This window comes from Corallococcus exercitus (assembly GCF_003611585.1).
GTDB lineage: Bacteria > Myxococcota > Myxococcia > Myxococcales > Myxococcaceae > Corallococcus > Corallococcus exercitus.
In genome coordinates, this window is sequence record NZ_RAVW01000168.1 from 1 (window position 1) to 19,111 (window position 19,111).

Annotated in this window: 18 protein-coding genes; 10 read left to right on the forward strand and 8 right to left on the reverse strand. The window is 71.1% G+C overall.

The genetic code is table 11. From position 1 onward, the window contains the following. Positions 1-157: 157 nt before the first annotated feature. The 4 genes from murQ to D7W79_RS20975 form a co-directional block, all read right to left on the reverse strand. Positions 158-1,105 carry an N-acetylmuramic acid 6-phosphate etherase gene (murQ, locus tag D7W79_RS20960; protein WP_120527162.1) on the reverse strand — a complete coding sequence of 316 codons (948 nt, stop codon included), beginning with the start codon at positions 1,103-1,105 and terminating at the stop codon, positions 158-160. A 23-nt stretch (positions 1,106-1,128) separates the two neighbouring features. Then, positions 1,129-1,320, reverse strand: coding sequence for a 50S ribosomal protein L28 (rpmB, locus tag D7W79_RS20965; RefSeq protein ID WP_014398134.1), 192 nt, complete (start codon positions 1,318-1,320; stop codon positions 1,129-1,131). Positions 1,321-1,425: 105 nt separating this feature from the next. Next, positions 1,426-2,934, reverse strand: coding sequence for an NAD(P)-binding protein (locus tag D7W79_RS20970; RefSeq protein ID WP_120527163.1), 1,509 nt, complete (start codon positions 2,932-2,934; stop codon positions 1,426-1,428). 96 nt (positions 2,935-3,030) lie between these two features. Beyond that, positions 3,031-3,720, reverse strand: coding sequence for an HAD family hydrolase (locus D7W79_RS20975; RefSeq protein ID WP_120527164.1), 690 nt, complete (start codon positions 3,718-3,720; stop codon positions 3,031-3,033). Between the two features lie 83 nt (positions 3,721-3,803). Here D7W79_RS20975 and D7W79_RS20980 point away from each other — a divergent pair, with 83 nt between their 5' ends. Next, complete coding sequence (locus D7W79_RS20980) at positions 3,804-4,877, forward strand: enoyl-CoA hydratase/isomerase family protein (RefSeq protein ID WP_120527165.1); 1,074 nt, start codon at positions 3,804-3,806, stop codon at positions 4,875-4,877. Between the two features lie 88 nt (positions 4,878-4,965). Here the strand turns inward: D7W79_RS20980 and D7W79_RS20985 are convergent, their stop codons facing one another. The 3 genes from D7W79_RS20985 to purM form a co-directional block, all read right to left on the reverse strand. Next, on the reverse strand, positions 4,966-5,445 hold the full coding sequence (locus D7W79_RS20985) for a 2-thiouracil desulfurase family protein (RefSeq protein ID WP_244221881.1): 480 nt from the start codon (positions 5,443-5,445) through the stop codon (positions 4,966-4,968). A gap of 83 nt (positions 5,446-5,528) precedes the next feature. After that, positions 5,529-6,194: a phosphoribosylglycinamide formyltransferase gene (gene purN / locus D7W79_RS20990; RefSeq protein ID WP_120527166.1), complete on the reverse strand. Its 666-nt coding sequence runs from the start codon at positions 6,192-6,194 to the stop codon at positions 5,529-5,531. Continuing rightward, on the reverse strand, positions 6,191-7,228 hold the full coding sequence (gene purM, locus D7W79_RS20995; protein WP_120527167.1) for a phosphoribosylformylglycinamidine cyclo-ligase: 1,038 nt from the start codon (positions 7,226-7,228) through the stop codon (positions 6,191-6,193). Before purM ends, purN begins: the two co-directional genes overlap by 4 nt. Positions 7,229-7,380: 152 nt before the next feature. On the opposite strand from purM, the gene D7W79_RS21000 reads away from it, so the two are divergent. The 9 genes from D7W79_RS21000 to D7W79_RS21040 all read left to right on the forward strand — a co-directional run bounded on the left by D7W79_RS21000 (position 7,381) and on the right by D7W79_RS21040 (position 18,059). Beyond that, a complete protein-coding gene (locus D7W79_RS21000) occupies positions 7,381-8,031 on the forward strand; it encodes a Crp/Fnr family transcriptional regulator (protein ID WP_120527168.1) in 651 nt (216 codons plus the stop codon). Position 8,032: 1 nt separating this feature from the next. After that, positions 8,033-8,788 (forward strand): MBL fold metallo-hydrolase, encoded by a 756-nt coding sequence (locus D7W79_RS21005; RefSeq protein WP_120527169.1) that lies wholly within the window; start codon positions 8,033-8,035, stop codon positions 8,786-8,788. A gap of 72 nt (positions 8,789-8,860) precedes the next feature. Continuing rightward, complete coding sequence (gene accD, locus D7W79_RS21010) at positions 8,861-9,712, forward strand: acetyl-CoA carboxylase, carboxyltransferase subunit beta (protein ID WP_120527170.1); 852 nt, start codon at positions 8,861-8,863, stop codon at positions 9,710-9,712. Positions 9,713-9,731: 19 nt separating this feature from the next. Next, on the forward strand, positions 9,732-11,057 hold the full coding sequence (locus D7W79_RS21015) for a bifunctional folylpolyglutamate synthase/dihydrofolate synthase (protein WP_244221882.1): 1,326 nt from the start codon (positions 9,732-9,734) through the stop codon (positions 11,055-11,057). Between the two features lie 9 nt (positions 11,058-11,066). Beyond that, positions 11,067-12,338, forward strand: coding sequence for an alpha/beta fold hydrolase (locus D7W79_RS21020; RefSeq protein ID WP_120527171.1), 1,272 nt, complete (start codon positions 11,067-11,069; stop codon positions 12,336-12,338). An 80-nt stretch (positions 12,339-12,418) separates the two neighbouring features. After that, positions 12,419-13,963, forward strand: coding sequence for an AMIN domain-containing protein (locus tag D7W79_RS21025; RefSeq protein ID WP_244221884.1), 1,545 nt, complete (start codon positions 12,419-12,421; stop codon positions 13,961-13,963). A 51-nt stretch (positions 13,964-14,014) separates the two neighbouring features. Further along, the gene (locus D7W79_RS21030; RefSeq protein ID WP_120527173.1) at positions 14,015-16,714 is read left to right on the forward strand and encodes an LPS-assembly protein LptD; all 2,700 of its coding nucleotides are present in this window, start codon (positions 14,015-14,017) and stop codon (positions 16,712-16,714) included. Positions 16,715-16,778: 64 nt separating this feature from the next. Beyond that, positions 16,779-17,129: a helix-turn-helix domain-containing protein gene (locus D7W79_RS21035; protein ID WP_014398120.1), complete on the forward strand. Its 351-nt coding sequence runs from the start codon at positions 16,779-16,781 to the stop codon at positions 17,127-17,129. A gap of 153 nt (positions 17,130-17,282) precedes the next feature. Then, positions 17,283-18,059, forward strand: coding sequence for a TetR/AcrR family transcriptional regulator (locus D7W79_RS21040; protein WP_120527174.1), 777 nt, complete (start codon positions 17,283-17,285; stop codon positions 18,057-18,059). Positions 18,060-18,097: 38 nt separating this feature from the next. Here D7W79_RS21040 and D7W79_RS21045 read toward each other — a convergent pair whose 3' ends face one another. Continuing rightward, positions 18,098-19,066: a M23 family metallopeptidase gene (locus D7W79_RS21045; protein ID WP_439099220.1), complete on the reverse strand. Its 969-nt coding sequence runs from the start codon at positions 19,064-19,066 to the stop codon at positions 18,098-18,100. Between the last annotated feature and the right edge of the window lie 45 nt (positions 19,067-19,111).

Below are 19,111 nucleotides of genomic sequence, written 5' to 3' on the forward strand. Positions count from 1 at the left end.
GCGTGGCGGGGCGCATGCTCCAAGTCTAAAGCCCGGCACCCACGCTCGCCGGCCCCCGGCCCGGCGGGCACCCCGTGTGTCTGGGAATGACGCCCTTCGGGGCGCTCCTTGTTCGGGTTCCAGCAGTCCTCGGGCTCCGGTTCCGGACCGCGCCGCGTCAGGGCCGGGTGCGCGGACGTGGCTTCCCGCCTGGAGCCGCTCGGGCCTTCGCCGGGCGCTCGAGCCCTCGCAGGCCCGCGTCCTTCAACCGCCGCCGCGCCTGGGCCGCTGGAAGCCCCGTGAAGTGCATGGCCAGCGCCAGCTTCACGTTGTCCCCCGCGGCCTCGAGCAGTGCCTCCGCTCGCGCCGGAGGCAGGTCCGCCAGCTCCGCCACCATGCGCACCGCACGGGCGCGCAGCTTCACGTTCGTCGGACGCACGTCCACCATGCGCCCCCGGTACACGTGGCCCAGCGACACGAACGCCGCCGTGGTGATGGCGTTGAGCACGAGCTTCGTCGCCGTGCCCGCCTTCAGCCGCGTGGAGCCCGCCACCACCTCCGGCCCCGTGCGCGCCAGCACCACCGTGTCCGCGCGCATGAGCGGCCCGGGCGGGTTGCAGCACACCAGCACCGTGCGCGCCCCACGCTCGCGGGCCGCGTCCAGCGCGCCCCGGACATACGGCGTGGAGGCGGAGGCGGAGATGCCGCACACCACGTCCCGCCCTGTCGCCCGGAAGGCCCGCACCGCCCGGGCTCCCGCGCCGACGTCGTCCTCGGCGCCCTCCACGGCATGCGTCAGGGCCTTGCGGCCGCCAGCGATGGCCGCCTGGACCCGCATCGCCGGGACACCGAAGGTGGGGGGACACTCGCTCGCGTCGAGCACGCCGAGCCGTCCGCTGGTGCCCGCGCCCACGTAGAGCAGCCGGCCGCCAGCGCGCAACGCTTCCGCCACGGCCCGGGCCGCCGTCGCGATGGACGGCAATGCCTCACGGACCGCGCGAAGCGCGATCAGGTCTTCTTGATGCAACCGTCGGACGACCGCCTCGACAGGGAGGAGGTCCAGGTCATCCGCACGGGGATGGAGCCGTTCGGTGGGCGGAAGCGCGGACTTTCGAGCGCGCGTCATGCCCACCGGAAGGCTCCCGGACTTCAGGCGGCCTTGGTCACCTTGCCGGCCTTGATGCAGCGGGTGCAGGCCAGCACGCGCTCGATGCTGCCGCTGACGTTCGCACGGACCTTCTGCAGGTTCGGCAGGGTCCGCTTCTTGGTCTTGTTGTTCGCGTGGCTGACGTTGTTACCCACCAGCGGACGCTTCCCACAGAGGTCGCACTTCCACGCCATGACTGCTAACTCCTTGAAAACTGGGGCGTTCGACAGCAGCCCATAAAAGAGCGGCGGACCCTACCAGAAACAGGCCGGAAATCCAGCCGGATCCGACCCGAGGGCCTATCCCTTGAGCGGATCCTTCTTCTTCAACATGTCCTGCACCAGCCTCGCGGCGCGCATGCCCGCGAGCAGCTCGCCCTCCAGGCCCAGGCCGGGCAACACCTCGCGGCCGGCCAGGATCACGTTCTTCGCGGGCGTGCGCTGCTTCAACCCCGTGACGCCCAGGAAGGCTTCCGTTTCGAAGCTGTAGAGCGGGTGGGGCATGAGCCGGCTGCCGCGCACCCCCCCGGCGTCCAGGTAGGGGACCGAGCGCAGCGCGCGGTGCTGCTTCGTGAAGGGCATCAGCCGGTCCAGGTGCTCGTCGATGCGCGCGGCCAGCGCCCGGAGGTGCTCCTCGCCCTCTTCGCGCGCGGTGGCCGGGACGAAGGCGCCCGCGCACACCACGCGCACGCCCTCCACGTCCTTGCCGCCCGTGCGCGCCGGGTGCTGCTGCACGAGCAGCGGGCCCAGCTCCGGATCCTGCGTGTCCACGAGCACCAGCTCGCCCATGCCGCGCGGGAGCGCCGCCTCCGGCACCACCCAGTTCACGCTGAAGAGCAGCGACTTGATGTTGGACTGGTCCAGGTGCTCCAGCAGGCCGCGGTTGTGCTTCTTGTCCGTCACCAGCCGGCGCAGCGCTCCGGAGTCCGTGGCCGTCACCAGGCACGACGCGCGGTAGAGCGTGTCCGAGCGCACCAGCTTCACGCCAGAGAACTTGCTGCCGTCGAACGCCAGCTCCTCGACGATGAAGCCCGCCGGGTTGTCGCGGCCCAGCACGTCGCCGCCCAGCTCCGTCAGCCGCCGGGTGAGCACGTCGCGCAGGGCGTCCATGCCGCCGGGGTAGGTGGACGGCGCGGTGAGCACCTGGGACAGGGCCCGCGTGTGCGCCAGGGGCGCGGAGGGCTTCTCCAGGTGGACCAGGAAGGGCAGCAGGCCGCGCACCAGCGACAGCGCCGGATCCTCGCCCGCCAGCCGGGGCGTGGCCTCCAGGGCCGGGTGCTCCTTGATCTGCCCCTTGAGCTTCCAGCCCTCGAAGAAGCCGTCGGGCGGCAGCTGGGGGCCTTCCTTGAAGAAGGCGTCGGTGGCCTCGTGCTGCGCGGCGCTGCCGGTGAGCGCGCCCTGGATGCCCTCGCCGGCCTCGCCGAACTCGCGCGTCAGCTCCGCGCGGCGGCGGGCGGCGTCTCCGGGCAGGTCCACCCGGTTTCGGGGCAGCACGAGCTGGAGCTCCGGGGCGTGGGGGCGCAGCGCGCGGCCGATGGCGGTGGACAGACCCAGCTCGTTGAGGGCCTCCTCCACCGCGGGCATCGCCTTGAGGGGCGGCGCGACGAAGGGGGCGTAGGGCAGCATGAAGCCGTCGTGCTCGTAGCCGGGCCCCATGCCGTCGTGCTCCACCAGCAACACGCGGTGGTTGCGCTTCGCCAGGAGCGCGGCGGCGAGCGCGCCTCCGACCTGGCTGCCCAGCACGATGACGTCGTACACGTGCCGGGACGGGCCCGAGGGGAGCTTGAGTTTGGCGGCGGACGTCGACATGGCCGCCGAACACTACACAACGTCACCGCGTCTGGCGCCCTTTTGGCGCCCCGGTCGCCGGGGAGGCGGGCCCCGGGGTGGGGCGGATGAGCCCCCTCAGACCCTGGAGCTGAACAGCCGCGCGAGCAGCTCCGGGGGCAGCGTGTCGAAGTCCGGGGCGGTGTAGTGGGCCCCCGCCTTCTTCAGCGCCTGCGCGGTCGTGGTGGTGGTGATGCCCACGGTGACCATGCCGGCGGCGCGCGCGGACAGCACGCCGTTGATGGCGTCCTCGAAGGCCAGGCACGACTCGGGGGGCACCTTCAGCGCCTTCGCCGCCGCGAGGAAGATGTCCGGCGCGGGCTTGCCGCGCGTCACCTGTTCGGCGCCGACAACCGTGGTGAAGAAGGGCCGCACGGAGAGCCCATCCAGCACCAGCTCGCGGTTGCCCTGCGGCGCGGCGGTGGCCACGGCCATGGGAAGACGCGCGTCGCGCAGGCGGTGCAGGAAGCCCTCCGCGCCCCGGTGCAGTGCCAGGTAGGGCCGGTAGATGGCGCGGTAGTGGGACTCCTTCTCCTCGGCGAGCGCGTCCAGCTCCGCGACGGAGAGCGCGCGGCCCAGCAGCTGCGGGAGGATCTCCTCGTTCTTCTTGCCCGCGAAGTCGTTCTGGAATCGTTCCGCCGTCAGGCCTTCCAGCCCCAGCTTCCGGGCGAGCGTCACCCAGGCGCGGTTGTGGAAGTCCATGTTGTCGACGAGCGTGCCATCCATGTCGAAGACGGCGGCGAGCAGGGGGGCGGCTGCGGGAGTCATGTTCTTCCCAATACCGATTCTGGCCGCCATGTCACCCCCGAATCTCGCGTGCGAGCCCCTTCCGGGCTGATATCCCCCACGGCATGAGCGAGGACGTGCTGCTGGAGACGCGGGGCGCGGTGGGCCTGGTCACCCTCAACCGACCGAAGGCGCTCAACGCGCTCTCGCTGGAGATGTGCCGGGCGCTGCATCCCCAGTTGAACGCGTGGGCGGCGGATCCGTCCGTGAAGGCGGTGGTGATCCGCGGCGCGGGGGGCAAGGCGTTCTGCGCGGGAGGGGACGTGCGCGCGGTGGCTGCTTCGGTCGCACGGCGGGACGCGGGCCCGTCGCTGTCGCGCGAGTTCTTCCTCGCGGAGTACGCGCTCAACCACCGGATCCACCACTTCCCGAAGCCGTTCATCGCGCTGGTGGACGGCATCTGCATGGGCGGTGGGCTGGGGCTGTCCGTGCACGGGGCCTTCCGGGCGGTGACGGAGAAGCTGCTGCTCGCGATGCCGGAGACGGCCATCGGCATCTTCCCGGACGTGGGCGGCGGCTGGTTCCTGCCGCGCTTCCCGGGCGAGACGGGCACGTACCTGGGGCTGACTGGCGCGCGGTGTGACGCGGCGGATGCGCTGTGGCTGGGATACGCGACGCACCGGGTGGAGTCCTCTCGGCTGGAGGACCTCCTGGCCGCGCTGGTGGCCACGGACTGGAGCGCGCCGGGGCGTGACGTGGCAGCGCGCGTGCTCCAGGGCTTCCATCAGGATCCGGGGGCTTCGGGGCTCGCGGCGCGGGCGGAGGTCATCGCGCGGTGCTTCCAGGGGAACCGCATGGAGGACATCCTCGCGGCGCTGGAGCGCGAGGGGACGGCGTGGGCGGAGGAGACCCGCGCGACGCTGCTGCGCATGTCGCCCACGAGCCTTCGGGTGACGCTGCGGCAGCTGCGCATCGGACGCGGTCAGGACTACGACGCGACGGCGCGCATGGAGTACCGCTTGAGCCAGGCGCTGACCGCGCGGCCGGACTTCCAGGAGGGGATCCGCGCGGTGCTGGTGGACAAGGATCAGAAGCCGCGCTGGAACCCGGCCACGCTCGCGGAGGTGACGGACGCGGAGGTGGAGGCCTGCTTCGCTCCACGGCCGGAAGACGAGCTGGAGTTGCCCGCGCTGAGCTGATCAGCGAACGCCGCGATGGCGACTGCCCGGCTTGCGTCCGATGCGTGCTTCGCGTCGAGGCCGGGTGGCGATGCCTCGCGCCAGGGAACTACAGGTCCTCGTCGCTCACGACGGTGCGCCCGTCCGCGCGCAGGAGCGCGGTGGTGATGCCTTCACCCGGGCGCAGCACGGCGGACTCGTAGACGCGCTGGCTGCCGCACGAGGGGCTCTTTTCCTTCAGCAACGCCACCGTGGCGTCGAACCGCCGAGCTGCGTCCTGGGCCAGCCGGGCGCCCTCCTGGAACGCGGCGGTGCGGTCCTCGCGCGTCTCCCGCGTGAGGGCCCGCGCACGGCCGGCCCAGACGTCCACGCCCGTTCCACCGGCGAGGTCCACGGGAGGCCGCGGGATGCCCAGGCCCGCGGCAGCCTCCGGACAGATGGGGATGACCGCCTTGCCCTCCAGCGCCGCGAGCACGCGCTCTGAACGCTGCGAGCGCCCGTCATAGCGGCACGCCTCGCCCAGCAGGCACGCGCTGACCAGCACCGTGGGAGCCTCGCGCAGGGCCGCCCGTCGAGCTTCGCGGGCCAATGCCTCACTCCCGGCGGCAGGTGCGTGCTCCTCGGATCCCGTTGATCCAGACGCCGCGAGAGGCGACGGCTCCCCGGCCTTCGTCACTTCGGCGCACCCGGGCTGCGCAGGGCTCCAGCGTCTCCCGTCACCCGCGCATCCACCTTCGTGCGCGACCCATCCAGCGTCACCGCGCCCGTCACCGCCAGCCGCACGGCCAGCGGATACAGCCGGTGCTCCTCCGCGAGGATGCGCGCGCTCAGGCTCGCCTCGTCATCGTCCGGCAGTACGGGCACCGCGGCCTGCGCGATGATGGGGCCCGTGTCCGTGCCTGCGTCCACGTAGTGCACCGTGCAGCCGGCCACCTTCACGCCGCGCTCCAGCGCCTGCTTCTGCGCATGCAGGCCCGGGAACGCGGGCAGCAGGGAAGGGTGGATGTTCAGCACGCGCCCCGGGAAGCGCTTGAGGAAGTCCGCGCTCACCAGCCGCATGAAGCCCGCCAGACACACCCACTCCACACCCGCGTCGGCCAGCACGCCGAGCACCGCCGCCTCGAAGTCCGCCTTCGACCCGAAGCCCTTGTGGTCCACCACCTCCGCGCGCACGCCCGCCTTCCGGGCGCGCTCCAGCGCGAACGCCGTGGGCACGTTGGACAGCACGCACGCCACCTCGGCCGGGTAGTCCGGCTGGGCGGCCGCGTCGAGCAGCGCCTGCAGGTTGCTCCCGCCGCCGCTGACGAGCACCCCCAGCCGCGCCCGCCGCGCGCTCATGGGTCGATGACCGCCGTGGCCTCGCCCTGGCCCGCTTCCACCCGGCCCACCTCGGACGCCTCCACACCCCGGGCGCGCAGGACCTCCAGCGCCTTCGCCACGTCCTCCTTCGCCACCACGACGATGAGGCCCAGGCCCATGTTGAACGTGCTGAACATCTCGTCGCGCGCGACGCCGCCCGTCTTCGCGATGAGGTCGAAGATGGCCGGCTTCTTCCACGAGGATTCGGTCAGCACCGCGCGCGTCCCGTCCGGCAGGCACCGGGGCAGGTTGCCCGGGATGCCGCTGCCGGTGATGTGCGCCATGCCCTTCACCTTCACGGCCTGGCACAGCGCGAGCGCGTCCTTCACGTAGATGCGCGTGGGCTCCAGGAGCGCGTCACCCAGCGGCCGGTCCAGCCCCTGCGGCGTCATGTCCAGGGGCAGCTTCGCGTCGTCCAGCAGCACCTTGCGCGCCAGCGAGTAGCCGTTGCTGTGCAGGCCCGACGACGTGAGGCCGATGAGCGCGTCACCCGGCTTCACCGTCTTGCCGTCGATGATGGCCGAGCGCTCCACCACGCCCACGCAGAAGCCCGCGACGTCGTACTCGCCCCGCGCGTAGAAGCCCGGCATCTCCGCCGTCTCCCCGCCCAGAAGGGCGCACCCCGCCTGCTCGCAGCCCAGCGCGATGCCCTTGACCACCTCCGCCGCGGCGTCCACCTCCAGCTTCCCCGTGGCGAAGTAGTCCAGGAAGAACAGCGGCTCCGCGCCACAGGTGAGGATGTCGTTCACCGACATGGCGACCAGGTCGATGCCCACCGTGTCGTGGCGCCCCGCCAGGAAGGCCACCTTCAACTTGGTGCCCACGCCGTCGGTGCCCGCCACCAGCACTGGCGCCTGGTACTTGCCGGGCGGCAGTGCGAACAGGCCGCCGAACCCGCCCACCCCGGCCAACACCTCGGGGCGCGTGGTGCGCGCGGCATGGGGCTTGATCTTCTCGACGAACGCGTCGCCGGCCTCGATGTCTACTCCGGACTGCTTGTAGGTCGTTCCCACGGGCCGGCCTTGTACCCCTCCCGGGGGCCCCTGTCTCGGGCCTCGGCGAGGACCTGTCGGGTTTGCGGCGGCATGCTGCCCTCGGGCGCCCGCACGATATCGGTCTGGGATATTTGACCGGTGGGGTGGGGGCTGATTGACTCGCGGGCCAGATGGGCGCCGAGGAAACCCTCTTTCAACGTTTTGGCAAGGAGTTCCCCAAGGGCACCGAGCTCTTCCGCGAGGGAGAGATCGGCAAGGAGATGTTCGTCATCCAGTCCGGGAAGATCGCCATCTCCAAGCGCGTGCGCGACGTGGAGAAGGTCCTCGCGGTCCTGGGCCCGGGCGAATTCTTCGGCGAGATGGCCATCATCTCCAACAAGCCCCGGAACGCCTCCGCCGTGGTGCATGACGACGCGAAGCTGCTCGTCATCGACCCGAAGACCTTCGAGGCGATGATCCGCGGCAACGCGGAGATCGCCGTGCGGATGATCAAGAAGCTGGCCGAGCGCCTCTCCGAGGCGGACGCCCAGATCGAGAACCTGCTCCACGGCGACCCCGCCAGCCGCGTCGTGCATCAGATCCTCCAGGCCTGCCAGACGCGCGGCCGGCCGCTGGAGGAGGGCGTGGAGGTGGACTTCGCCGTGCGGGAGATGCCCCGGCAGATCGGCGTGGGCGAGCCCGCCGTGCGCAGCATGCTGGAGCGCCTGGAGCGCGCGGGCCTCATCGAGCGCAGCGGTGACAGACTCACCGTGTATGACACGGCCCGGCTGCATGACTTCCTCAACTACCTCGAGATGAAGTGGAAGTTCGGAGACCTCTAGCGTGAAGCTGCAAGTCCTCGGGTGCCACGGCGGCGAGCTTCCCACGTGCAGGAGCACCTGCTTCCTCGTGGACGACGTGCTCGCGCTCGACGCGGGCGCACTCACCGGGACGCTCTCGCTGGAGCAGCTCTGCAAGGTGGACGACGTGCTCGTCGGCCACAGCCACTTCGACCACGTGAAGGACCTGCCGCTGCTCGCCGACCTCGTCATCGGCCGGCGCGACAGGCCCGTCACCATCCATGCCTCCCGCGAGTGCGCCAAGGCGCTGCGCGAGAACATGTTCAACAACTCGCTCTGGCCGGACTTCACGCGCATCCCCACGCGCCACAAGCCCGTCCTCGCCATCAAGACCTTCCGCGCCGGCAGCACCTTCCAGGTAGGCCCCTACACCGTGAAGAGCGTGCCGGTGAGCCACCCCGTGGAGTCGTGCGCCTTCATCATCAGCGACGGCAAGTCGTCGCTCGCCATGAGCGGTGACACCGGCCCCACGGACAAGCTGTGGAAGGCGCTCAACGCCACGAAGAACCTGAAGGCGTTGCTCCTGGAGGCCAGCTTCCCCAACAGCCTCCAGGCCCTGGCGGACATCTCCGGCCACCTGACGCCCGCCACCGTGGGCTCGGAGCTGCGCAAGTTCGACCGCAACGGCGCCCAGGTGATGCTCTACCACCTGAAGCCCGCGTTCGTGACCCAGCTCAAGAAGGAGCTGGCCCCGCTGCCCGTGAACGTCCTGGAGCTGGGGGAGACGTTCCAGTTCTAGGGCCGGTCGTGCCGCGGCGCGCCGTACGGAGGTATTGACGGCCCGCGGCCGCCGGATTAACCCCCGGGCCTCATGGCCTGGTTCTCCAAGAAGCCCCGCATCGCCGTTGACTCCGAGCCCGCCGCCGAGCCCCAGCCCTCCCGCATGCAGGGCCTCTGGGCCAAGTGCGAGCAGTGCGACGAAATCATCTACCGCCAGGAGCTTGAGAAGAACTGGATGGTGTGCATGCACTGCGAGCACCATCACGCCTGGACCGCTCGCGCGCGCCTCGCGGCGACGCTGGATCCGGACTCCTTCGAGGAGTTCGACAAGGAGCTGGAGCCCCAGGACCCGCTCGGCTTCACCGACTCCAAGAAGTACAAGGACCGGCTCAAGTCCACGCGCAAGAACCTGGAGGAGAACGACGCGTTCATCTCCGGCGTGGGCCGCATCGAGGGCCACCCCGTCTCCGTGGGCTGCTTCGTCTTCGAGTTCATGGGCGGCTCCATGGGCTCCGTGGTGGGTGAGAAGGTGACGCGCGTGTTCGAGCGCGCCTTCGAGCTCAAGTGCCCCGCGGTGGTGTTCTCCGCCTCCGGCGGCGCGCGCATGCAGGAGGGCATCTTCTCCCTGATGCAGATGGCGAAGACGTCCGCGGCGATTGCCCGCTTCCGCACCAGCGGCAAGCCGTACATCTCCGTGATGCTCAACCCCACGACGGGCGGCGTGGCCGCGTCCTTCTCCTGGCTGGGCGACATCATCCTCGCGGAGCCCAAGGCCCTCATCGGCTTCGCCGGTCCGCGCGTCATCGAGCAGACCATCCGCCAGAAGCTGCCGGAGGGCTTCCAGCGCTCGGAGTTCCTGCTGGACCACGGGATGATCGACGCCATTGTCCACCGCAAGGAGCTGCGCGGGAAGCTGGGCCAGTTGATGGGCATGCTGGGGTAGGGCGGCGGGTTTCCCACCCATGAACGCCCCGCGCGCCGCCCCCCGGACTCCGGAAGAGGCCCTGCGCTTCTTCCAGGCGCTCAACCCCTCCGGCATCAAGCTGGGGCTGGAGCGGGTGTATGACGCGCTCGCCTCGCTGGACCATCCCGAGCGCGACTACCCGGCGCTGCACGTCGCTGGCACCAACGGCAAGGGCAGCACCTGTGCCTTCGTGGCGCGCGCGCTGGAGGCCGCCGGCCACCGCGTGGGGCTCTACACGTCCCCACACCTGGTGCGCGTCAACGAGCGGATCCGCGTCGCGGGCGCGGACATCCCGGACGACGTCTTCGGGCAGCGCATCCTGGAGGTGCTGGAGCGCTACCCCTCCGCGGTGTCGGATCCGATGACGTACTTCGAGTTCGGCACCGTGGTCGCGCTCTGGCACTTCTCCCGCGAGCGCGTGGACGTGGCCGTGCTGGAGACGGGCCTGGGCGGCCGGCTGGACGCCACCACCGCCGCGAACCCCGTCGTGACGTGCGTCACCCCCGTGTCCTTCGACCACATGGAGTACCTGGGGCACACGCTCCGGGAGATCGCCTGGGAGAAGGCGGGCATCTTCAAGTCGGGCGTCCCGGTCGTACTTTCGAAGCAGGAGCCGGAGGCACTGGACTCGCTGCTGCGCCGCGCGGAGCAGCTGGCCGTGCCGGTCCAGGTGGAGGGCCGCGACTTCGGCATCGTCCCCGGGTCCAATGACACGCTGTCTTACCGGGGCACGCGCTGGTCGCTCGACGGCCTCACGCTCGCGCTGCGCGGCCCGTTTCAGCGCCAGAACGCGGCGGTGGCCCTGGCCTGCCTGGAGTCCCTCCAGGCCCGGGGCGTGGCCGTGACGCCGGAGGCCGCGCGCGAAGGCCTGGCCACCGCACGCTGGCCGGGGCGGCTGGAGGAGCTGTCGCAGGGCCCGATGGTAGTGGTGGATGGCGCACACAACCCGGCGGGCGTGGCGGTGCTGCTGGAGGCGCTGCGGGCCCTCTACGCCGGGCGGCCGCTGCACCTGGTCTTCGGGGTGGTGGCGGACAAGGACTGGGGGCCGATGATGCGGGCGCTGTTTCCGCTGGCGGCCTCCGTGCACCTCACGCCGCTGGACACGCCGCGCTCGCTTGCTCCGGAGCGATACATCGCTGAAGCACGGGTTCTGTGTTCACGGGTTGTCTCGCACGTCTCCCTGGAGGAGGCCCTTGCGGGAGCGAGGGCCGATGCAGTGGGTCGTCCGGACGGCCTCGTGTTGGCGACCGGCTCATTGTTCCTGGTAGGCGCCGTGAAGCGATTGGTCGACCGAAGCCTTGGCGCAACGCAGCAGCAGCAGTAACTTTGCGACATGCGCCTGCCGGACTGGAGATCAGCGCTTCCGGGACCCCCGATGCCCACCGTCGACGAGGTCGATTTCCGGGCGCTGTACTCCAAGACGAACTACGTGGTGGAGACGGCGGACGGCTGGTCGCTCGTCATCACGCGCTACCGGCCGGTGAAACAGGCGTTCTCACAGCCGCTGTTCGGTGAGCCGCTGCTCCTGGTGCACGGCTTCTCCCAGAACCGGCACACGTGGACGAGCGGACAGTTCGTCAAGAACCTGCTCTTCTTCGGCGTGGACATCCACATCCTGGAGCTGCGCGGACACGGCAAGAGCTCCATCGCCTTCCAGAAGGAGCGCGCCGAGCGCTTCAAGCGCCCGCTGCCGAAGGACCTGGACTACGGCTGGGACCTGGACAGCTACTTCCTCTACGACCTTCCGGCGGCCGTCTCCGGCGTCAAGCGCATCACCCGGCGCGAGCGCGTCTTCTACTGCGGCCACTCCATGGGCGGCATGCTGGGCTACGGCTACGCCGGCATCCACGACGACTTCGAGGGGCTCATCACCATCGGGTCGCCCGCGGACCTGGGACGCGGCTTCATGCTCCTGCGAGCGCTGGCGCACGGTTCACCCCTGGTCGCCAGCGCCGTGGACCTGACGCTGGGCGGGCTGAACCTCAACCGCCGCGCGGCGTCGCTGGGCCGCTCGCTCCTGGCGAAGGGGGCGGGCGCCTTCAGCCCCTCGCTCCAGAAGCGCCTGGAGCCGGATGCGTCCAAGCCGCTCGTGTTCAACGCGGTGCCGGTGGACGTGGTGCTCAAGTGGGTGGAGCGGCAGCTGGCGCAGGCGGACGAGTCCGCGCTGTATCAGCGCTTCACGCGCAAGCTGAACCGGCTCGTCAACACCGAGCGTGTCAGCCGCGACGACATCCGGTGGCTCTTGCGCGAGGGCGGCGAGCGCGAGCCACGAAAGGTGATTGAGCAGTTCGCCCGGTGGATCCGCCGGGGCGAGATGGTCTGCTACCGCACGGACTACGACTTCAAGCGTGGCTTCGGGAAGATTGAAATCCCCATGGCCATCATCTTCGGGGACATGGATCCGCTGGCGTCCGTGGAGTCCACGCGCAGCGTGTACCGCGCCGCGAAGAGCGAGTACCTGCTGTGGCGGCCGGTGAAGGGCAACAGCCACGTCGAGCTCACCATGGGGCACGACATCCGGCAGATCTGCTACGACATCAAGAACCTCATCGAGTACACGCGCACGCACCGCACGCGCTCGCCGTCCATGCCGCGCTTGCGTTGAAGCGCGGACGTTCCGGTCAGCCTGAAAAGTTGGTGCCTCCCGGACGCGTGATAATTTCGCGCGCGTCTGTCTTCTGACGCATGTCACGGGAGTGGTCGATGAAGGGCTTCGCGGTGTCGCTGCTCGGATTGTGGCTCGTGCCCTGGGTGGCGCTGGCGCAGCAGCCGGCGGACCTCAACACCATCACGGCCATCTCCGTGAGCGGCGGGACGGTGGAGATCACCGGCAGCAAGAAGCCGGACTTCAACAGCTTCACCATGACGGATCCGCCCCGGCTCGTCATCGACGTGTCCGGCGCCGTCTTCCAGGGCGTGGCGGAGGAGCAGCCGGTGGGCAACGGCACCGTCACCGGCATCCGCACCGCCACGTACGGCACGGAGTCCGCGTCCATCGCGCGCATCCTCATCGGCTACGAGCGCGAGGTGGAGACGGACATCCAGTCCTCGGGCACGAAGCTGGTGGTGAAGGTCCTGGGCGGCGGCGGCACGGCCGTCGCGCAGGCCGCGCCCGCGGAAGGGCAGGGGACGCCGGCGCAGGGCACCGCCGCCGCGGCCACCAACACGCCCACCGGGGCCAACGCCCAGGACGCGGCCCGCGCCGCCGCGTCGGACCGGGAGGCGCAGGAGAAGGCCGTGAAGGCCGCCGCCGACGCCGCCCGGGCGGAGCGCGAGGCCCAGGAGAAGGCCGCCGCGGAGGCCGCCGCCCGCGCCAAGGCGGACGCGGACGCGGAGCGCAAGCGCCAGGAGGACGCCCGCCTCGCTTCGCAGCGCCAGGACGAGGAGCGCCGCAAGTCCGAGGAGGCCGCCGTCGCGGAGCGCAAGCGCCAGGACGAGGAGGCCCAGGCCGCCGCGAAGCGCGCCGAGGATGAGCGCCGCGCCACCGCGCAGGCCGCCGCCGACCAGAAGCGCCAGCGGGAGGAGGAGGCGAAGACGGCCGCGGAGCAGAAGCGCGCCGCCGCGCAGGCCTCCGCCGACGAGAAGCGGGCCGCGGCCCAGGCCGCCGCCGAGGAGCGCCAGGCCTCCGCCAAGACGGCCGCGGAGCAGAAGCGCGCCGCCGCGCAGGCCGCCGCCGACGAGAAGCGCCAGAAGGAAGAGGAGCGCCGCGCCGCCGCCCAGGCCCGCCGCGAGGAGCAGCAGTCGGCCCGCGAGGCCGCCGCCGAGGCGAAGCGCCAGCAGGCGGCGGAGGCCCGTGAGCGCCGCCAGCAGCAGACCGTGGCGTCCCGCGAGTCCCGCGCCCGTCCCAGCCAGGGCAGCGCCGCGGCCGAGCCGCGCGAGAGCGGCGGGGGCGCGGTGTCGTCGCGCCGCAAGACGATGACGCTGGTGGGCTTCCAGCAGCAGCCGGACAGCTCTCGCGTGTTCGTGCGCACCAACGAGCCGGTGCGCTACTCGGTGAGCGGCTCCGGCAACCAGGTGGTCCTGGAGCTGGAGAACACGCGCGTGGTGGAGTCCAACAACACGCTGCCCCTGGACACGCACTTCTTCCCGTCGGCCGTGTCGCGGGTGGAGGCCTTCTCCGGAGCGGGCCACACGGTGCGCGTCGTCATCCAGCTGAAGCAGGGGGTTCGCTATGAGACACGCCAGGAAGGCGGCCTCATCACCCTCGACTTCCCGCGCCCGGGCCGGTAGGACGGGCAGGGCGCCGTTGCCGGCACGGCGCCCACCGCCCACGCCTCCCGCATGACCTTCCTTGCTCCGGTCGCCCTGACGCTCTGGGTGGCGGCCCAGATTCCGCTGGCCACGCAGGTGGAGCTGCCCACCGGCGAGACCGTGGAGCTGGCGGCCGACTACGTCGTCTACGAAAACGACGTCCTCACCGCCCGGGGCCACTGCGAGCTGCGCAGCGGCCCCAACGTGCTGCGCGCGGACGAGGTGACGTACAGCGAGGCCACGCAGGTGGCCACCGCCACCGGCAACGTGATGTTCGTCAGCGGCCTGATGGCCGCCATCGCGGACGACGTGCGCGTGGACCTGCGCTCCAACGAGGCCAGCGTGAAGGGCGGCCTCTTCATGCAGAAGAAGGGCGTCACCGCCGAAGCGCTCCAGGCCGCCAAGACGCCGGACGAATTGCGGAAGATGGGGGAGACCCCCGTCCTCATGAGCGGCACGCGCATCCGCCGCACGGGGGAGACGGCCTTCTCCGTGGACGGCCTGGCCTTCACCCCGTGCCAGTGCGGCCCCGGTGAGCCCAGCTGGCGCGTGGAGGCGAAGGAGGCCAACGTGAAGATGGGCGAGCGCGCCATCCTCACCTGGCCCGTGGTGTACGTGCGCTCGGTGCCGGTGTTCGCGCTGCCGTGGCTGTACCTGCCCCTGGCCGAGCGCCGCTCCGGCCTGCTCATCCCCCGGCCGTCCAACTCCGGCCTCAACGGCTTCGCGCTGGACGTGCCCGTCTTCGTCACGCTGGGGGAGAGCTACGACCTGACGTTCACGCCGGGCATCATCACGGGCGGCGGCGACGTCACGAACGCCTTCTTCTCCCAACGCGAGGGGACGACCATCCGCGAGCCGCGCACCAACGGCGTGAAGGGCCCGCGGCTGCTCACCGAGTTCCGCTACGTCCCCAGCGACCGCACGCGCGGGCGGGCCACGCTGGGCTTCCTCTACGACCTGCGCCCCCGCCTGAACCCGACCTCCTTCGACTTCCTCCGCGTCTACCGGGAGGTCGGTCCGAACGGCGAGCGCGACTACACCTCGGAGATCGTCGACGAGAAGCGGGGCCTGCGCGGCGAAGCGTCCTGGCAGCACACCCAGGATCTGGGTGACGGCTGGCATGACCGCGTGGACGCGTACTTCGTGTCGGACGGCTTCTACACGCGCGACCTCACCGCCGACCTGCTGGTGCAGAACTACAACTACCTGCGCAGCACCGCCGTCGTGTACCAGCGCAAGGACGAGCGCTACCTGGGGCTGGACGTGTCGCTGCGCCAGGACCTGCGCTACCCCTACCGCTTCTTCCAGCCCAACACGATTCCCGCCGAGGCCACGGTGGACAACGTCGCCACCGACCCCCACGGCCCGACGACGTTCCAGCGCCTCCCGGGCCTCACCCTGGCCCTGCCCCAGCGGCCCCTCTTCGGCGGGCGCGTGATGGGCGGCCTCCAGGTGGAGTACAGCCGGCTGGCGCCCCTTCGTAGCGGAGGCTTCGCGGACGACGGCTCCGACGGGCTCTTCGCGCCCCTGGGCCTGTTCCGCCCGGAGGGCTACCCGCTGGAGTACAACTACTTCGCGCTGCCCAAGGACCCGCTGGAGGGCAACGGCCGCCTCGACCCCATGGAGCGCGAGGGCCGCGACCGCGTGTCAGTGGCCCCGCTCCTGTCCTCGTCCTACGGGCTGGGCACCTGGGGCCGGCTGACGCCTTCCGTGGGGCTGCGCCAGGACGTGGCCGTGGGCGAGGTCTCCGGCCGCACCACCGCGCGCGGCTACCCGCTGGCGGACCTGGTGCTGGACTCGCAACTGGCGCGCACCTTCACGGACGGCGACACGCTCTACCGCCACACGCTGGCCCCGTCGGTGAACGTGCGCTACGTGCCCGGCGGCTGGGGCACGGGGTTCACCGCCCTGAAGTCCAACGGCTCCGGCACGCTGCCGCTCATCTACGACGAGTGGGACTCCGCGGTGCCGCTCCAGTCCGACGGCCGCGTGCGCGGCTTCCTCCACGCCGTGGTCGCCGTGGACCAGACGCTGCGCGTCCGGAAGGGGCCCACCACCCGCGAACCGCTGCGCCTGCGCATCGGCCAGGGCTTCGACCTGTCGCGCATCGCGCCCGTCGCGGGCCGGGACACGGTGCAGGGCAGCGTGCTGCGTGACACCTTCGCGCGCCTGTCCGCCAGCGCCGGCGTCCTCACCGCGGGCGCGGTCGTGCGCATGGACCCGACGACGCGAGACATCACCCAACTGTCCGCGGACTTCACCATCGACAACGGCAAGGGCAACGCGCTGTACGCGCGCTACGACGACCTGCTGGCCGTGAAACAATTGTCGATCGATCGTGGGTTGGATCCCTTGGCACAGGGCCCCGATTTCGTGCGGCGGGGCGTGGACATGCTGGTGGGAGACGCACCTCGCCCCCTGCCGTCCCACAACGACCAACTCGACCCCTCTCCGACCGAACGGGCACAGGCTCTCACTGCAGGTACGCGAATCAAACTCGGATTCGGGCTCGGATTGCGATACGAAGCGTTGGTGCAACCGCTTTATAAGGATCTGATTACCCAGGAAAGTCAGCCCCTTGCACAGCAGACCTTCGGCGTGTCCTACGGACCCGCCTGTGACTGCTGGCGCATCGAGGGGGTGGTGATCCTGCGGCGCAATCAGTCGCCGGAATTCGCCGGCATTAATCTGAGTGTGGCCGGTTTCGGGTCCTTCGGGTCGGGAGGGTAGGAATCACCCGCCGTACGCGAGCGTTGCACTCACCTCGAAACATCCCCCAGAGGAGAAGTCTTTCGTGTCGGATCTCGGAAAAAGAATTGGCCAGCGCATTCGCGAGCTTCGCACGCAGCGCCCGGAGCGATGGACGCAGGAGGAGCTCGCGGAGCGTGCGCAGATCAGCGTGTCCTTCCTGTCGATGATCGAGCGCGGTGAGCGTGTTCCCCACGTGGAGACTCTGGCGGCGCTGTCCAACGCCCTCAGCGTCAGCCTCGGTGAGCTCTTCACGGGCACCGAGCAGACCCCTGCTCAGACGGAGGACCTGCTGCGTCCCCTGTCGGACTTCGCCCGTGCTCGTGGCCTCAACGCGCGCGACGTGGACCGCCTGCTCGGCGTGGCCCGCGTGATGTTCAACGGCTCGGCGGCCTGAGACCCCTCCCGGGGAGGGACCTTCCCCGTGCGTGTCCCTTCCGCCCGCCACCCCCTCGGCGCGGCGGAGGGCCCCACGTAAGGATTGACCCCGGAGCCCCGCGTCCGTAGCGTGGCTGGCTGATTCTCGAATCAACCAGCCGTGGGAGGACGCGTGGGCCAGCAGAAGACGGCGCCAGAGAACGGGACGCGGGAGAGCGAGCGCCGCCGCACCATCCTGCGGGCCGCCATCGACGTGTTCGCTCGCAAGGGCTACCACGGCTGCCGCATCGCGGACGTCGCCAAGGAGGCGGGCGTCGCGTACGGGCTCGTCTACCACTACTTCAAGAACAAGGACGAGCTGCTGGAGACCGTCTTCGAGACGGGCTGGAGCGGCTTCATCGCCCGTGCGCGCGCCGTCGCCGAAAGCGAGGGGCCGCTGGTGGAGAAGGTCCGCCGCATCGCGGACGTGGCCTTCGAGGCCTACCGCGTGGACCCCCGCGCGGTGAAGGTGCTCATCCTGGAGATTGCCCGCTCACCGGCCGGTGCCCGCATCAACCGGCAGACGGCCTTCGTGGACGTCATCCGCCTGAGCGCGCAGATGTTCACCCACGCGAAGGAAGCGGGGGAGCTGCGCCCGGACGTGGATCCGCTGCTCGCGTCCGCGCTGCTCTTCGGCTCCATCGAAATGGGGCTCACCGCGTTCGTCGTGGGGCTCGCGGACGCGCGCGACGCGGCGATGCTCGAGCGCGCCAAGGCGCAGATCGCCGACTCCTTCCTCCACGGCGTGCTGCTGGGAGGCGCATCCCCCAAGGCCGAGCCCGCGAAGCATGAGTCGGCGAAGCACGAGCCCGCGAAGCACGAGCCGGCGAAGGGCGAGGCCGCGCAGGACGTGGCCCCGCCGAAGCGGGAGAAGGCCGCGCCAAAGGCCCGGGCCCCCAAGCGCGGCTGAGCCTTACGGGGTCCCCATCCTCGGGACCGCGCCGCGCGCTACGGGTTGCCCAGGCCGGGCGTGTTGGTGGCCACGCCCGGGGCTTCCGGGGCGCCGGTGAAGTCCAGCTTGAGCAGCGTCTGGCCATCCACCCACCGGTCATCCGCCTTCACGCCCCAGTGCAGGTGCGGGCCGGTGACGCGGCCGGTGTTGCCCACCAGGCCCAGCGCGTCGCCCTGCTTCACCTTCGCGCCGTCCTTCACGTCGATGCGCGACAGGTGGAAGTACGCCGTGTAGAGCCCCGCGCCGTGGTGCACAAGCACGGTGTTCCCGGACGCGTAGTTGTCGCGCACCATCACCACCGTGCCGTCGTTGGCGGCGACCACCGGCGAGCCCGTGGCGCCATCCAGGTCCACGCCGAAGTGCTGCGTCTGCAGCTTGCCGTTGAACGAGCGGCGGTCGCCGAAGGGCGCCGTCACCGTGGCCTCGCGCGGCCAGGCGAAGTTCTGGCCGAACAGCGGCGCCCGGAAGGGCTGCGCGAACGCCGCGGCGAACGCCTTGCGGTCCGCCTCCATGCGCGCCTTCACCGCCTTGGGCGGCGACACGTACTTGTTGGCCACGCGCAGCTCGCGCTCACGGAAGCCCGGCGCGCCCACGGTGAGGGCGCCGGACAGCAGCACCGGCAGGCCGCGCCCGGGGGCCGTGACGTCCACCGGCACGGTGCCCTCTGGCTGCTCCACCGGGAGGCTGGTGAGGGCCGCGTAGCCGTCGTTCCACGCGAAGAAGCGCAGGGGCCGGCCCGCGAGCGTCCCCGTGGGGAGGGCGGAAGCGCCGTTCACCGTCACCAGCACCGGGTCGCCCGGCTTCGGGTTGGCGGGCTGGAGCGACAGGCGCGGCCCGTCCACGGGCTTCACCTTCAGCGGCGCCAGCTCTCCCTGGACCACGGCGCCCGGCGTGGGCGCGCCCGGGGCGCGGGTGCCGGACGCGGCGGGCGCGGCCGCGGAGCCCGGCACGCTGCCCGTCACCACGGCGGAGGATGCGACGGGCGTGGCGGCGGCGAGCGCCGGAGACCC

Excerpts from the sequence above, each read along its gene's own strand:
- murQ (WP_120527162.1), bottom strand. The coding sequence starts at position 1,105 with ATGACGCGCGCTCGAAAGTCCGCGCTTCCGCCCACCGAACGGCTCCAT.
- rpmB (WP_014398134.1), bottom strand. The coding sequence starts at position 1,320 with ATGGCGTGGAAGTGCGACCTCTGTGGGAAGCGTCCGCTGGTGGGTAAC.
- D7W79_RS20970 (WP_120527163.1), bottom strand. The coding sequence starts at position 2,934 with ATGTCGACGTCCGCCGCCAAACTCAAGCTCCCCTCGGGCCCGTCCCGG.
- D7W79_RS20975 (WP_120527164.1), bottom strand. The coding sequence starts at position 3,720 with ATGACTCCCGCAGCCGCCCCCCTGCTCGCCGCCGTCTTCGACATGGAT.
- D7W79_RS20980 (WP_120527165.1), top strand. The coding sequence starts at position 3,804 with ATGAGCGAGGACGTGCTGCTGGAGACGCGGGGCGCGGTGGGCCTGGTC.
- purN (WP_120527166.1), bottom strand. The coding sequence starts at position 6,194 with ATGAGCGCGCGGCGGGCGCGGCTGGGGGTGCTCGTCAGCGGCGGCGGG.
- D7W79_RS21000 (WP_120527168.1), top strand. The coding sequence starts at position 7,381 with ATGGGCGCCGAGGAAACCCTCTTTCAACGTTTTGGCAAGGAGTTCCCC.
- accD (WP_120527170.1), top strand. The coding sequence starts at position 8,861 with ATGGCCTGGTTCTCCAAGAAGCCCCGCATCGCCGTTGACTCCGAGCCC.
- D7W79_RS21015 (WP_244221882.1), top strand. The coding sequence starts at position 9,732 with ATGAACGCCCCGCGCGCCGCCCCCCGGACTCCGGAAGAGGCCCTGCGC.
- D7W79_RS21020 (WP_120527171.1), top strand. The coding sequence starts at position 11,067 with ATGCGCCTGCCGGACTGGAGATCAGCGCTTCCGGGACCCCCGATGCCC.
- D7W79_RS21025 (WP_244221884.1), top strand. The coding sequence starts at position 12,419 with ATGTCACGGGAGTGGTCGATGAAGGGCTTCGCGGTGTCGCTGCTCGGA.
- D7W79_RS21030 (WP_120527173.1), top strand. The coding sequence starts at position 14,015 with ATGACCTTCCTTGCTCCGGTCGCCCTGACGCTCTGGGTGGCGGCCCAG.